12 protein-coding genes are annotated in these 14,571 nt (G+C 59.3%); 10 read left to right on the top strand and 2 right to left on the bottom strand.

The features are described 5' to 3' along the window. The first annotated feature begins 35 nt into the window (after window positions 1-35). The 5 genes from ACONT6_RS11475 to ACONT6_RS11455 all read left to right on the top strand — a co-directional run bounded on the left by ACONT6_RS11475 (window position 36) and on the right by ACONT6_RS11455 (window position 3,926). Window positions 36-1,304 (top strand): sodium ion-translocating decarboxylase subunit beta, encoded by a 1,269-nt coding sequence (locus ACONT6_RS11475; RefSeq protein ID WP_370464620.1) that lies wholly within the window; start codon window positions 36-38, stop codon window positions 1,302-1,304. A gap of 193 nt (window positions 1,305-1,497) precedes the next feature. Next, window positions 1,498-2,289, top strand: coding sequence for a co-chaperone DjlA (gene djlA / locus ACONT6_RS11470; protein ID WP_181252656.1), 792 nt, complete (start codon window positions 1,498-1,500; stop codon window positions 2,287-2,289). Window positions 2,290-2,331: 42 nt separating this feature from the next. After that, the gene (locus ACONT6_RS11465) at window positions 2,332-2,637 is read left to right on the top strand and encodes a BolA family protein (protein WP_428818653.1); all 306 of its coding nucleotides are present in this window, start codon (window positions 2,332-2,334) and stop codon (window positions 2,635-2,637) included. A gap of 94 nt (window positions 2,638-2,731) precedes the next feature. Then, window positions 2,732-3,586 carry a thioredoxin gene (gene trxA / locus ACONT6_RS11460; protein WP_181252658.1) on the top strand — a complete coding sequence of 285 codons (855 nt, stop codon included), beginning with the start codon at window positions 2,732-2,734 and terminating at the stop codon, window positions 3,584-3,586. 22 nt (window positions 3,587-3,608) lie between these two features. Beyond that, window positions 3,609-3,926 (top strand): YqfO family protein, encoded by a 318-nt coding sequence (locus tag ACONT6_RS11455; RefSeq protein WP_181252659.1) that lies wholly within the window; start codon window positions 3,609-3,611, stop codon window positions 3,924-3,926. Window positions 3,927-3,964: 38 nt separating this feature from the next. Here the strand turns inward: ACONT6_RS11455 and ACONT6_RS11450 are convergent, their stop codons facing one another. Beyond that, window positions 3,965-4,501 carry an NUDIX hydrolase gene (locus tag ACONT6_RS11450; protein ID WP_428818652.1) on the bottom strand — a complete coding sequence of 179 codons (537 nt, stop codon included), beginning with the start codon at window positions 4,499-4,501 and terminating at the stop codon, window positions 3,965-3,967. Window positions 4,502-4,593: 92 nt separating this feature from the next. Here ACONT6_RS11450 and ACONT6_RS11445 point away from each other — a divergent pair, with 92 nt between their 5' ends. The 5 genes from ACONT6_RS11445 to ACONT6_RS11425 all read left to right on the top strand — a co-directional run bounded on the left by ACONT6_RS11445 (window position 4,594) and on the right by ACONT6_RS11425 (window position 13,752). After that, window positions 4,594-5,943: an efflux RND transporter periplasmic adaptor subunit gene (locus ACONT6_RS11445; RefSeq protein WP_428818651.1), complete on the top strand. Its 1,350-nt coding sequence runs from the start codon at window positions 4,594-4,596 to the stop codon at window positions 5,941-5,943. A gap of 33 nt (window positions 5,944-5,976) precedes the next feature. Further along, window positions 5,977-9,150 (top strand): efflux RND transporter permease subunit, encoded by a 3,174-nt coding sequence (locus ACONT6_RS11440; RefSeq protein WP_428818650.1) that lies wholly within the window; start codon window positions 5,977-5,979, stop codon window positions 9,148-9,150. A 143-nt stretch (window positions 9,151-9,293) separates the two neighbouring features. After that, on the top strand, window positions 9,294-9,905 hold the full coding sequence (locus ACONT6_RS11435) for an NUDIX hydrolase (protein ID WP_428818649.1): 612 nt from the start codon (window positions 9,294-9,296) through the stop codon (window positions 9,903-9,905). 77 nt (window positions 9,906-9,982) lie between these two features. Continuing rightward, complete coding sequence (locus tag ACONT6_RS11430) at window positions 9,983-11,791, top strand: ABCB family ABC transporter ATP-binding protein/permease (RefSeq protein ID WP_428818648.1); 1,809 nt, start codon at window positions 9,983-9,985, stop codon at window positions 11,789-11,791. Window positions 11,792-12,009: 218 nt separating this feature from the next. After that, the gene (locus tag ACONT6_RS11425) at window positions 12,010-13,752 is read left to right on the top strand and encodes a dipeptidyl-peptidase 3 family protein (protein WP_428818647.1); all 1,743 of its coding nucleotides are present in this window, start codon (window positions 12,010-12,012) and stop codon (window positions 13,750-13,752) included. On the opposite strand, the gene ACONT6_RS11420 is transcribed toward ACONT6_RS11425, so the two are convergent. Beyond that, window positions 13,746-14,564 (bottom strand): alpha/beta hydrolase, encoded by an 819-nt coding sequence (locus ACONT6_RS11420; protein ID WP_428818646.1) that lies wholly within the window; start codon window positions 14,562-14,564, stop codon window positions 13,746-13,748. The genes ACONT6_RS11425 and ACONT6_RS11420 overlap by 7 nt on opposite strands. Between the last annotated feature and the right edge of the window lie 7 nt (window positions 14,565-14,571).

Here is a 14,571-nt window from a genome sequence, read left to right as displayed (position 1 = left end):
TAACAAATCTCTGGCTCTCGTCCGGCGCCAACCAGATGGCATTCGGGCAATTCGCCATGATGCTGGTGTGCTTGGGGCTGCTGTTCCTCGCCATCCGCAAAAACTTTGAGCCCCTGTTGCTGGTGCCGATCGGTTTCGGCGGCATCCTGGCCAACATTCCCGGTGCCAACCTGGCGGTGCCGGCGGTGGAAGCGGCGATCTACGCAGGCGATGCGGGCGTGCTGTCCCAGCTTGCGCAGGCGCTGGGCTTGGGAGCATTTGAATCCGTCGAGGGCCTAAAGGCTGCGCTGGAAAGCGCTCCCGCTGCGGCCCATGAGCGTGCGGCACAGGTGGCTGCAGATGCCGGTTACAACAACGGCATGCTGTACAACTTCTACAGCGTGGCGATTGCATCCGGTGTGGCGCCGTTGGTGATCTTTATGGGCGTTGGTGCCATGACGGACTTCGGACCGCTGCTGGCCAACCCGCGCACTCTGTTCCTCGGTGCTGCGGCCCAGTTCGGCATCTTTGCCACGGTGCTTGGCGCGGTGGGCATGTCCGCCCTGGGTATCATGGACTTCTCCATCGCAGACGCCGCCGCCATCGGTATCATCGGCGGCGCTGACGGCCCCACGGCGATCTACGTGTCCAGCCTGCTGGCCCCGGACCTGCTGGGTGCGATTGCGGTAGCGGCGTACTCCTACATGGCGCTGGTGCCACTGATCCAGCCGCCAATCATGCGTGCGCTGACCACCGAGCAGGAGCGTCGTATCGAGATGGTTCAGCTGCGCCCGGTCAGCAAGCGCGAGAAGATCGTATTCCCGCTGGTGCTGTTGATCCTGGTTGCCCTGTTCCTGCCGGATGCAGCGCCGCTGCTGGGTATGTTCTGTTTCGGTAACCTGATGCGGGAGTGCGGTGTGGTATCGCGCCTGTCCGACACCGCGCAGAACGCGCTGATCAATATCACCACCATCTTCCTCGGCCTGTCTGTGGGCTCGAAGCTGGCGGCGGACAAGTTCCTGGATCCGAAAACCCTTGGAATTCTGGCGCTGGGTATCGTGGCCTTCGCCATCGGCACGGCGGCCGGTGTGCTGATGGCCAAGCTGTTGAATGCGCTCAGCAAGAACAAGATCAACCCGTTGATCGGGTCCGCGGGTGTGTCCGCGGTGCCGATGGCGGCGCGGGTTTCCAACAAGCTGGGGCTCGAGGCCAATCCGCACAACTTCCTGCTGATGCATGCCATGGGGCCCAACGTGGCCGGTGTGATCGGCTCGGCGGTCGCGGCGGGCGTCATGATCACCATGGTGCGTGCGATGACCGGTTGACCGGTTTTCGATGGCTGCTTTCGCACCCGCAGAAACCCCGCTCCGGCGGGGTTTTTTGTATCTCGACCCATGCGCCGACCTGTTGGTCTGGTTTTGCTCTGGGGGGAGGGGCCCGCTGTAGCGCTCCGTGCTAAGATGGCCGCCGTTTTAGCAACACAGCAGCGCGGTTTTCAGCGCTGTGGAAGGAGAGGTTATGTCCTGGTTGGGAGCAGGTATTGGCGCTGGCATCGGCATGATGTTTGGCGGCCCTATCGGCGCTGCGTTGGGCGCCTGGGTCGGTGGATCTTTTGGCTCGGGGCTGAAAAAGCTCAGCGAGGCCGGCGTTACCCTGAACCGCGATGGCGCGCAGACGGTGTTTATCGTCGCACTGTTTTCCATGTTGGCGAAAATGGCCAAGGCGGATGGTCAGGTCTCCAAGGCGGAAATTCAGCTGATCGAGGATTTCATCAGCAACAACCTGCGCCTGAATGCGGAAGACCGCAAGCAGGCGATCAAGATTTTCCAGAACGCCAAAGACGACAACTTCAGCATCTACGATTATGCGAACCAGTACCGGCAGCTGATTCGCAATCAGGCCATGCGCGAAATGGTGTATCGCCTGCTATTTGCGGTGGCCTTTGCCGACGGCGAGCTGCACCCGGCTGAAGAACAGATTCTGCGCCGAATCCCCGAAGCACTGGGGCTGCATGAGTCGATTTTTACCGCGATGTTTAACGAGTTCGGGCGCGGCGCTGCGGGTGCGAGCGGTACCGGTGGCCTGCAGGCGCACTACGATATTCTGGAATGCAGCCCCGATGTGAGCGACCGCGAGTTGAAGCTCGCCTATCGCCGCAAGGCGGCAGAGTTCCATCCGGACAAGATGGCCTCCAAAGGCCTGCCGGAAGAGTTTATGCGCCACGCAGAAGACCAGATGAAAAGCGTCACTGTGGCATACGACACGATTGTTGCCGCGCGCAAACGCCAGGCGGCCGTCGAGCGGGCCTGATAGAGGCCCTGACAGAGGCTCGGTTGAAAGGAGTATTCGAACATGTCCCTTGCAGAACAGATTCAGCAGAAGCTCACTAGCGCGTTCACGCCCTCTCATGTGGAAGTGGACTGTGAAAGTCATATGCACAATGTGCCCGCCGGCTCGGAGATGCATTTCCGCGTAGTCCTTGTCAGCGAGGCTTTTAATGGCACCCGCAAGGTGCAGCGGCACCAGAAAGTCTACGGTGTGCTGGCGGATGAAATGGCCGGGCCGATTCATGCCCTGGCGCTGCATCTCTACACCCCCGAGGAGTGGGCCGGACAGGCGCCCGCCAGCCCCCAGTGTCTGGGTGGCAGCAAGGGCTGAGCGCAGGGCAGGCAACTGCGCAATCGTTTATGATGCGGCCAGTTTGCGGTCGCGCGCCCATGACGGGTAAAACACAGAATTTTCAGGAGTAACAGTGGAAGACTTTATCGTCGATGTCACAGCCCAGAACGCCCAGCAGGTGTTGATCGAAGAGTCCATGAAACGCCCGGTGGTGGTGGATGTATGGGCCGAGTGGTGTGAACCCTGTAAACAGTTGATGCCGGTACTGGAAAAACTGGCCAATGAATACGCCGGGCAGTTCCTGCTCGCGAAACTCAACGCGGATACCGAGCAGGCGCTGGCGGGTCAGTTGGGCGTGCGCAGCCTGCCGACCGTGATGGTACTGAAAGACGGCCAGCCTGTGGATGGCTTTGCCGGTGCCCAGCCGGAAAAAGAAATTCGCGAGATGCTGGATAAGTACCTGCCGAAATCCTGGGACCTGCAATTGCAGCAGGCGCAGAAGCTGGTTGGTGAGAATCAACTGGACGAGGCGCTGCCGCTGTTGCGCCAGGCGTATACGGATTCCGGCGAGCGCGCCGATATCGCCAAGCAGTACGCGGCGATTCTGCTGGAAAAAAACCGGGTCAAAGACGCCGAGCAGGTGCTGGGCAAGATCCTCCTGGCAGACCAGGACTCCGACTACCAGCAGCTGATGGCACAGCTGGAGTTGAAGCAGCAGGCGGCTGACTCTCCCGAGATCAAGGCGCTACAGCAGGCGCTGGCGGAAAACCCGGACGACCAGGAAGCGGCGTACAAGCTGGCGGTACAACTCAGCCAGGCCGATCGCCACGAAGAGGCGCTCGAGACCCTGCTCGGCCTGTTGCGCAAAGATATGGGGTTTGCGGATGGCGCGGCCAAGCAGGCCTATCTGGATATCGTCAAGGCGCTCGGCGCCGGGGATCCGGTAGCGACCGCTTACCAGCGCAAGCTGATGACGCTGCTGTTCTGAGCGACCGGGTCGAGCGATCGTCATGTTCAAACTCTGTGTTTATATCCCCGAGTCACACCTGGAACCGGTGAAGCAGGCGCTGTTTGCCGCGGGCGCCGGGCGTATCGGGGATTACGACAGCTGCTGCTGGCAGGTACTCGGCAGTGGCCAGTTCCGGCCGCTCGATGGTAGCCAGCCGTTTATCGGCCAGCAGGGCGAGGTGGAACAGGTGGCGGAATACCGGGTGGAGACTGTCTGCGCGGATGCGCTTGTGGACAATGTACTCGCGGCTATGCGCGAGGCCCACCCCTACGAAGAGCCAGCGTTCGACCTGTGGAAACTGGACGAACGCTGCGGCTAGTGGCTAGCATTTTTGCCGGGTCTCCTGACCCGGGCCGGTCAGAGCTTTCGCTCGATTACCCCGCGGTGTAAGCCGTAACTTCCTTTCTCGCGGTCACTGAAGTAATGGTTCAGTGTCTGTGTCATCACTGGAAAGGCCATCTCATCCCAGGGGATGTCCTTTTCGTCAAACAGTTCCACTTCCAGCGACTCCGGCCCCGGGCCGAAATTGGTGTCTTTCAGTTCGCCGCGGTAGATCAGGTAAACCTGATTGATGTGGGGAATATCGTACACCGAGAAAAGCTCATCGACGCGGATATTCGCCCGCGCTTCTTCCCAGGACTCCCGCAGCGCGCCCTGCTCGCTGCTCTCGCCGTTCTCCATGAAACCGGCGGGTAGTGTCCACAGCCCGTAGCGGGGTTCGATGGCGCGTTTGCACAGGAGAACCTGCTCGCCCAGATAGGGCAGCACGCCAACGATAACCCGCGGGTTGACGTAATGGATGGCGCCACAGTCGTGACACAGGTGGCGGGGACGATCGTCACCGGCCGGGATTTCAAAGACGACCGTATGGCCGCAGTGGCTGCAAAATTTCATGGCGCAAGTATACCCGCGTAGGGAGTGGGCGCCAGTCTGCCTTCTATAGTGTTTGTTAAGACATTTTTGTAGTAGGCGATGGTTGGTTTTCCATGGCGCGATTTTTGATCCCGATCCTGTTGCTGTGCGCGATTACTGGCTGCTCCAAGAAAGAAGAGCAGCCTGCCGCCAAGGCGCCTCCCGTAGAGGTACTTGCGGTGCGCGAACACCAGGTGGTTCCCCGCTACGAGTATGTGGGGCGGGTGGAAGCCACGGATGAGTACATGGTGCGCCCGCGGGTTGAGGGCTATATCGAATCTCGTAACTTTGTTGAAGGCCAGCTGGTGCAGAAGGGCGAGCTGCTCTACCAGATCGACCCCAGGCCGTATATTGCTGCGCTGGACAACCAGCGGGCAAACCTGGCGCAAGCTCGCTCCGCGTTGCAGGTGGCGCAACGCAACTACCGGCGCGGCCTTGAGCTGGTGAAGACCGGCGCCATCAGCAAGGTGCAGATGGATGAGCTTACCGGCAATTTCGAGGAAGCCGAGTCCAGGGTGGCGGCGATGCAGGCGGACCTGGAATCCGCACAACTCAATCTCTCCTACACGGAAATCCGCGCACCGCTCACCGGCCTGATCGGCCGTTCCGAATTTACCGAGGGCTCTCTGGTTGGCCCCAGCACCGACCCCCTTACTTCCATTGTCCGCATGGACCCCATCTACGTAACTTTTCAGGTGCCGGAAAACCGCTTGTTCGCGGTGCAGGAGGAGGCGGAGCGCCGACGCCAGCAGGGGCAGGCAGCGGTAAAGCGCGAGGTGCGGATCAAGCAGCCGGACGGTAATTTCTATCCCTATCCCGGCATCATCGTCTTTGTGAACAACCAGATTGATCAGGCTACGGGCTCTGCGCTGGTGCGGGCGCGCTTCCCGAATCCCGAGCGTTTGCTGGTGCAGGGGCAGTTTGCGCGGGTGGCGATCAGTGTTTTCGCCGGTGCCGATGCGGTAAAGCCGCTGGTGCCGCAATCTGCGGTCCTCGAAGACATGCAGGGACGCTTTGTTTACGTGGTTGATGACGAGAATATTGCCCGCAAGCGCTATCTGGAACTGGGGCAGCGAGAAAACATGCTATGGGCCGTGCAAAAAGGCCTGAAAGCGGGCGAGCGGATTGTGGTGAACGGGCTGCAGCGGGTTTCTGCAGACAATCCGGTCACCCCCCAGAATACGGCCCTCGATCCCTACAAGGACATCCAGAAACAATCCGCGCCACAGCAAACCAGCCCCGTCTCCCAGTTCCGGGAAGGCGAAGTGTCTCCGCAAGAGCGCCGCGAAGCGGGTGCCGCCGGTACGGACGGGCGCACGGAAATGGAGCGATTTGAGTCGGAAGTGCGCGGGGGCAAAGACCTCGATGATTCAGAGCCTTCCGAAAAAGACCAGGTCCCGGATGCGTATTTTGACAGCAAGTAGATTTCGCAGTGCCGGTTGCCAGGGGAGGCGCCGGTGATAAGCGCAACGTTTATCCGCCGCCCGCGCTTTGCGTTGGTGATCTCCATTCTTATCTCACTGGCCGGGGTGCTTTGCCTGCCGTTACTTCCGATCGCCCAGTACCCGGATATCGCGCCGCCGACGGTGGTGGTGTCTGCCAGTTATCCGGGGGCGAGTGCGGAGGTGATGCGGGATAGCGTGGCCGAGCCCATCGAAGCGCAGGTGAACGGTGTGGAGGGGATGCAGTATATGTCCTCCACCAGCAGTAACGACGGCACCTATAGCCTCACGGTGACCTTCGATAGTGGATACGACGGCGATATCGCCCAGGTCAACGTGCAGAATCGCGTACAGCAGGCAACCCCGAGCCTGCCGGATGAAGTCACACGCAGCGGCGTTACCGTACAGAAGCAATCGAACACCATCCTGATGGTGATCAACCTGATCTCGAAAGAAGATAAATTCGATACGCTGTTTCTGGCGAACTACGGCGACATCTTTATCAAGGATGAGCTGGCCAGGGTGGACGGCGTCAGTAATGTCGAAATTCTGGGGGCACAGCAATATGCCATGCGCCTGTGGCTGAACCCGGACAAAATGGCTGCGCTGGACGTCACTGCCAATGATGTCATCTCCGTGGTCCGGCAGCAGAACCTGCAGGTGGCCGCAGGCAAAATCGGTGCGCCGCCGATCAAACAGGATCAGCAATTCCAGTACACCGTGATTGCCAAGGGGCGACTGGAGAGCGTCGAGGAGTTTGAAAATATCAGCATCCGTTCGCGTCCCGATGGCGGCATCGTGCGCATGCGGGATGTGGCGCGGGTAGAACTCGGAAGCGCCAGTTACAGTGCCTATGGCGAGCTGGACGGAAAGCCGTCAGCGGTTATTGCGGTGTACCAGCTGCCGGATGCCAATGCACTGGATGTGGCAGATAAAATCCGCGCGCGGGTGGAAGAGCTCTCCAAGCGCTTTCCCGAAGGCCTGGAATCGGAAATCACTTACGACACCACCCTGTTCGTACGCGCATCAATTGCGGAAGTCGTGGAAACCCTGGTCATCGCGTTGCTGCTGGTCATCCTGGTGGTGTTTGTCTTTCTGCAGGACTGGCGTGCAACCCTGATTCCGTCTATCGCCATACCGGTCTCGCTGGTGGGCACATTTGCGGTGATGTACGCCCTGGGCATGACCATCAATACGGTCACCCTGTTTGCGTTGATTCTCGCCATCGGGATTGTTGTGGACGATGCCATCATCGTGGTGGAGAACACCCAGCGACTGTTGGGAGACGGCCTGCCACCCAAAGAAGCAGCCATGGAATCCATGCGCGAAGTGACGGGCCCGGTGATCGCCACTACCGCGGTGCTGTTTTCGGTGTTTGTGCCGGTGATGCTGATGCCGGGCCTCACCGGCAAGATGTACCAGCAATTCGCGATGACCATTGCCATCTCGGTATTTATTTCCAGTATCAATGCATTGACCCTGAGCCCCGCGTTGAGCGCGATCCTGTTGCGCGCCCCGGAGGGGGGCGACGGCGAAAAGCGCCATGGCATCTTCGGTTTTTTCAATCGCTTCCTGCACCGCGCTACCAATCTGTACACCGCGATTGTGCAATTCTGCGTGCGTCGCCCGCTACTCGGGTTGGCCTCGATTGTGGGTGCCGGCGCTCTGTGTTTCTGGCTGTTTGCGGTGGTGCCCTCAGGATTTATCCCGAATGAAGATCAGGGATATTTCATGATGAACGTGCAATTGCCGGATGGCGCCTCGTTAAAGCGCACGTCTCCCGTGGTCAGCAAGTTGAGTGCAGAAATCCGCAAAATGGACGGGGTCGCTCATGTCACTTCGGTGCCCGGCTTCAGCCTGCTCTCCAACAGCCTCGCTTCCAACACCGCTTTTATGATCGTGATACTGGATCCCTGGGAGGAGCGCACGACACCGGAACTCAACCAGTTTGTGATCCTGCAGAAGGTGCAGGAACTGGGGGCGATGGTGCCGGAAGCGCAGGTACAGGCGTTCCCCGTTCCCGCATTGCCCGGGCTCGGGACCATCGGCGGTTTTGAGTATGTGCTGGAGGACCTGGAGGGGCGGGATATTCAGGAGCTGGCGGGCGTGTTGTATGCCCTGTTGGGGGCAGCCAATCAGCGAGCAGAGATTGCGCAGGCGTTCACCACCTATCAGGCGGCATCACCGCAACTGGAACTGAAGGTGGACAAGGACAAGGCGCATATCCTGGGGTTGCCGCTATCCGATGTGTACCTGACGTTGCAGACGTATCTGGGCAGCTATTACATCAACGACTTCAATCGCTTTGGCAAGGTGTTCAAGGTGATGGCCCAGGCCGACGCGCAGTACCGCGATAGCGAGGAAGATCTTGCGGGCTTTTTTGTGCGCGCGAACAGTGGTGGCCTGGTGCCGGTCAGCTCGGTGGCCGAGGTAGAGCCCATCGTCGCGCCGCAAACAGTACAGCGCTACAACCTGTACAACAGCATTACGATCAATGGTGCCGCGGCGCCGGGACACTCCAGTGGTGAGGCCATGCGGGCTATGGAAGAGCTGGGTAACCAGTTACCCGGGGGCTACGGCTTTGAGTGGACGGGCGCCAGCCTGGAAGAAATCAGCGCAGGCAACCTGGCTCCGATCCTGTTCAGCCTGGCAATCCTGTTTGCCTACCTGTTTCTGGTGGCGCAGTACGAAAGCTGGAGTATTCCCATCGCCGTTCTGTTGGCGATTCCCGTCGCCATCTTTGGCGGTTTGTTCGCCAGTTTTGTGATGGGGCACGACAGCAACCTGTACACCCAGATCGGGCTGGTGCTGTTGATTGCGATGGCGGCGAAGACGGCAATTCTGATGGTGGAGTTCGCGATGCTGCAGCGGGACAGCGGCCTCTCCATAGAAGAATCTGCGCTGCAGGCGACCCGCCTGCGCTTCCGCGCGGTACTGATGACGTCGCTGGCGTTTGTTCTGGGGATCTTTCCGCTGGTGGTAGCTACGGGCGCAGGTGCCGCCAGTCGCGTATCCCTGGGGCTGGCAGTCTTCGGTGGCATGCTTGCTGCAAGCATTCTCTCGACTTTCCTGGTTCCCATTTATTTCGCGTTGATCCAGTCCTTTCGCGAAAAGGTGCGGGGCGGATACAAGCCGATGGATAAGGGGAACGATAGCAACACTGCGGCGGTCTCTAACAAGCCAACTTGAGCTGTTTTTCTGCCGCAGCCTGATTGCCCACCGCTTACTTCGGCCATTTGGGCTATGGGCCATTTGCCGCCGAAGAGCGTATAGTAGTTTTATCGCCGGATGGCCTTTCACAGGTGTCGGAGTGGCGACAGAGTAGATCGATAATGCTGAATATCATTGAACAGAAATTTGCTGCAGTGAAGGATGACCTGCAGGCACGCGTGCCCCGGGGCCCGGATCTGCACGGCCACGCGGCGGTATTGCTGGCGCTGACAGATGAGCCCGACCCGCAGGTCATCCTTACCCTGCGCTCCCAGCAGCTATCCAGCCACTCGGGCGAAGTCTCGCTCCCCGGTGGCCGCTGGGATGAAACCGACCCCTCCCTGAAATTCACCGCCCTGCGGGAAACCCACGAGGAAATCGGCCTGCCCGCGTCAGAGGTGCGAATTCTCGGCCCCCTGTGGACCCGGGCCACGCGCTGGCAGGTACAGGTCACTCCCTGGTTGGGGGTGGTACCGGCAGATGCGGAGCTGACTCCCAATCCCGGGGAGCTGGATGCCATCTTCCGGGTGCCGTTGTCGTACTTTTTTGATGATCCGCGCGTCCGTACCGACCGTATCACCATCGACCAGCGCCGGATCTATCTGCCTGCTTACGAATACGAGGGGTACGAAATCTGGGGCTTTACCGCCGGCGTGCTGACCGAGTTTCTGGTGCGGGTGCTGGATGCGCCGATCGGGCGGCGTGATGACGTGCCGGTCAGGGCGCTGAGCTGAAATCGGGTCAACGCTAGCCCGGACGAGGTTCGGGTACCGGTCAGGTATACTGCGCACCTGTATTAGCGAGATTGACCATGCCGAGACCGAAGTCCGCCGTTGCTCTGGAAGACGTCCACTGGAGCGCCCTCAAAACCCTGTTTCCCTACCTTCTGGAATTCAAGCGCCCGGTGCTGCTGGCACTGCTGTGCCTGGTGGGCGCCAAGGCCGCCAGCGTGGGCCTGCCATTTATTCTCAAGCATATTGTTGATGACCTGGACAGCGCCGGCGGCGCTGCAGCGGCCATTGCACTGCCGCTTGGGCTGCTGCTGGCCTATGGCTTCGTGCGTTTCTCATCGGTTCTGTTTGGCGAGCTGCGGGATACCATCTTTGGTCGCGTGACCGAGCGCGCCCAGCGCCGTGTGGGACTGGAAGTGTTTCGCCACCTGCACCGACTCGACCTGGACTATCACCTTAATCGCCGCACCGGCGGACTCTCCCGGGATATCGAGCGCGGCAACTCGGGCATCGGGTTTCTGATGCGCTTTATGGTGTTCAATATTGTGCCTACCCTGGTGGAAATCCTGATGGTGGTAGGCCTGCTGTGGTGGAATTACAGCATCAGCTTTGCGCTGCTGGTGATGGGTGCGGTGGTTGTATATATCGGCTTTTCCGTCGTCGCTACCGAGTGGCGCACCCATTTTGTTCGCGCCCTGAACCAGGCCGAGTCCCAGAGCAGTAGTCGCGCAGTGGACAGCCTGTTGAACTATGAAACCGTCAAATATTTTGGCAATGAAAAGCACGAGGCGGATCACTATGACCGGGAGCTGGCGGAGTGGGAGCGCGCGCGCCGGCAAAACCGACTGTCGCTGTTTGGCTTGAACGCCGGACAGGCGTTAATTATTGCCGCCGCTATGTGTGGCGCCATGGTGATGGCCGCGGTCAATGTCACCCGTGGCAGCATGACCATCGGTGACTTTGTGCTGATCAATGCGGTGATGATGCAGATCTTTATTCCGCTGAATTTTCTGGGCTTTGTCTACCGGGAAATGAAGGGAGCCCTGGCTAATATCGAAAAAATGTTTTCCATCCTCGACGTCAAACCGGCGATCGAAGATCAGCGGGAAGCCGGGCAGCTCGCCATGGAGCAGGGCGCCATCGAATTCCGCGATGTGCATTTCGGTTACACCCCCGAGCGGGAGATTCTCAAGGGGGTGAGTTTTAGTGTATTACCGTGGCAGAAAGTGGCCATCGTCGGAGCCAGTGGCGCCGGCAAGTCGACACTGTTCAAACTGCTGTTCCGTTTCTACGATGTGGATAGCGGCAGCGTGCTGGTGGATGGCCAGGATATTCGCGAGGTCAGCCAGGATTCCCTGCGCCGCGCCATTGGCGTGGTGCCCCAGGACACGGTGCTGTTCAATCAGTCGATCCTGGAAAACGTGCGCTACGGCCGTGTGGATGCCTCTGACGAGGAGGTGCTGGAGGCCATTCGTCACGCCCAGCTGGACAGCTTTATTGCACAGCTGCCCGAGGGCGTTGATACCACCGTTGGCGAGCGTGGGCTGAAGCTGTCCGGCGGTGAGAAGCAGCGTGTGGCCATTGCCCGCGCGCTGCTCAAGCACCCGCCGATCATGGTGTTCGATGAGGCAACCTCAAGCCTCGACAGTCACTCTGAGCAGGGCATCCTGCGCGCATTGCAGGAGATCTCCCGCGAGCAGACCACCCTGGTGATCGCCCACCGTCTGTCCACCATTGTGGATGCCGATACGATTCTGGTGATGGACCAGGGACGTGTGGTGGAGCAGGGTGATCACGCAACCCTGATCGCCGCGCAGGGGCACTACGCGGCCCTGTGGCAGATGCAGCAGCGGGAAAAGGCGCTGGACGCCGAGCCCCTATCGCCCTGACTTATCATTCTGTGCACCAGTTGGCGTGAATTGTTTGCTCTTGTCCCATTCGCGCCATCTAAATTCCTCCCGTTGCCCATACTTGCAGTCGAATATCTGGCACCCTGTGTACAGCGTCCCATTGCTGGACAACGCCAGAGGCCACATTTAATGTGGTCTGCAAGGCCTTGGCCGACTTCAATAACAACAGATCAAACCATTAACAGGCAGGAATCTGAATGAAATCTGCACTCTTCGCCGCGTCTGCACTGGCGCTCGCCGTTATTGCCGGCTGCTCTTCCGACGATAAATCTACCACTGCAGCGGATGTTTCTGCGGCGGGTGAAGGCACTGAACAACAGGTTGCCGAGTCGTCCCAGAACACCGTCCAGCCCGCTACCGGTCCGCAGGCGGGTGGTATCGCCAAAGGGGTTGACCCCGCGCGGTTTGATATCTACGCGCCGGTCGAGTTGAACGCGGATCTGTCCGCACTCTCGGATAATCAGCGCAAAATGATCGGCCTGCTGATCGAAGCCAGCCAGATCATGGATCAGCTGTTCTGGTTGCAATCCTATGGCCCCGCGCAGGAGCTGCTGAGCGGCATCGACGATAGTGCGGCACGCAAGTTTGCCGATATCAACTACGGTCCGTGGGATCGTCTGAACGATAACAAGCCGTTTATCGAGGGCTATGAAGACAAGCCGCTGGGTGCAGAGTTCTACCCCGAAGACATGACCAAGAGTGAGTTTGAATCCTGGCAGCAGCCTGGCAAGGATGGGCTCTACTCTCTGGTGCGTCGCGATGGCGAAGGCAAGCTGAAGCTGGTGCCTTACCACGAAGCGTATAAATCCGAGCTGGAAAAAGCCGCGGCCCTGTTGCGCGACGCTTCTGCACTTGCCGAAGACCCGGCGTTTGCCGGTTACCTCAAGCTGCGCGCCGACGCGCTGCTGAACGACCAGTTCCGCGACAGCGATATGGCGTGGATGGATATGAAGGACAACCGTATCGATGTGGTAATCGGCCCGATCGAGAACTACGAAGATCAGTTGTTCGCCTACCGTACCGCCTATGAATCCTATGTGTTGCTGAAGGACATGGCGTGGAGCGAAAAACTGTCCAAGTTCGCCGCCTTCCTGCCGGAACTGCAGCGCGGTCTGCCGGTGGATGACAAGTACAAGGCGGAAACTCCGGGAACCGATTCCGACCTCAACGCCTACGATGTGCTCTATTACGCGGGGCACAGCAACGCCGGCTCCAAGACCATTGCCATCAACCTGCCCAACGACGAAGAGGTACAGCTCAAGAAGGGTACCCGTCGCCTGCAGTTGAAAAACGCCATGCGTGCGAAGTTCGACCAGATCCTGCTGCCGATCAGCGGCGTGTTGATTGCCGAAGACCAGCGCAAGCACATCACCTTTGATGCCTTCTTTGCCAATACCATGTTCCACGAAGTGGCCCATGGCCTGGGTATCAAGAAAACCGTCACCGATGGCAGCAATGTACGTCAGGTGCTGAAGGAAACTTCCTCCGCGCTGGAAGAGGGCAAGGCGGACATCCTCGGCCTGTACATGATCACCAAACTGCACGAGAAAGGTGAGCTGGAAGAGGGCGAGTTGATGGACAACTACGTCACCTTCCTCGCTGGCATTTTCCGCAGCGTGCGCTTTGGTGCGGCCAGTGCCCACGGTAAGGCGAACATGATGCGTTTCAACTTCTTCAAGCAGGAAGGCGCATTTGCTCGCGATGAAGAAACCGGTCAGTACAGTGTCGATTTCGAAAAAATGCAGGCGGCCATGACCAAGTTGTCCAACCTGATCCTGACCATCCAGGGCGACGGTAACTACAGCAAGGCCAAAGACCTGCTGGACAATATGGGCGTCGTTGGTACCGAGCTGCAGGCAGATCTGGACCGTCTCAAAGAGGCCAGTATTCCGGTGGACGTCACCTTTATCCAGGGTAAGGAAGTACTGGGTATTCAGTAAGCCGTAGCGCTATCCGCGAAATTCAGAATTTTTTCACACAGCGCGTTATCCTCGAGTAAACGTGTGTGTCCCAATCCTGAGGTCAGGAACAACTGTGCGTTTGGCCGGTTGTTCCTGATTCGCTCCGCGTGTTCGACGGAGATTTTGCGGTCCTTGCGGTCGTGAGTAACCAGTAATTGGCCGCTGAAGTTAGAAAGCGTGTTTTCCACATCTACCTGGGTGATTGCCACGCCCGCAAACCTTTCAATATTTTCCCGCATATATCGCCGTGCCGCCGGTGACAGGCGTAGCCAGTCCGCTATACCAGTGATGGTCGAAGCCACATCCGCAGGGGCGGAGATGGTTACCAGGTGCGAGGCATCCAGTCCCTGACGTACGGCCAGCGTTGCCGCGAGGCCTCCCATGGAGTGACCGACCAAGAGTTTGATTGGCCCCACAATAGCTGCTGCGGCCTTGAGGGCGTCGGCAAAGTGTTGCGGCGATGCTTTATCTCCGTCTGCGTCCCCGTGGGCCGGCGGGTCCACCGTAACCACGGCAAATCCTTTCCTCCGCAGTGCGCTGCCAATGATATGTAACTGGCTGTGGTGACCTTCCCAGCCGTGGATCATTAAGGCCACGGGTTGCGTGCTGGAGCCCCAGCGGCGAAAGCAGCCCTGTTGCCGATGCCAGAGACTATCGGGTTCGGCCAGCATCGCGCGGCCCTTGCGGGTGCGGCGAGGTATCTGTACCTGAGTTGCGGCCCAGTTGCCGATGGTGCGAGGAGCGATATGGCTGGCACCGCCAATCAGCGCGGGCACAAGTCTGTTTATCATGCTGTGA

The organism is Microbulbifer sp. MCCC 1A16149, assembly GCF_050368945.1.
In the GTDB taxonomy this organism is placed as follows: Bacteria; Pseudomonadota; Gammaproteobacteria; order Pseudomonadales; family Cellvibrionaceae; genus Microbulbifer.
This window is presented reverse-complemented; position numbering and strand designations above follow the sequence as displayed.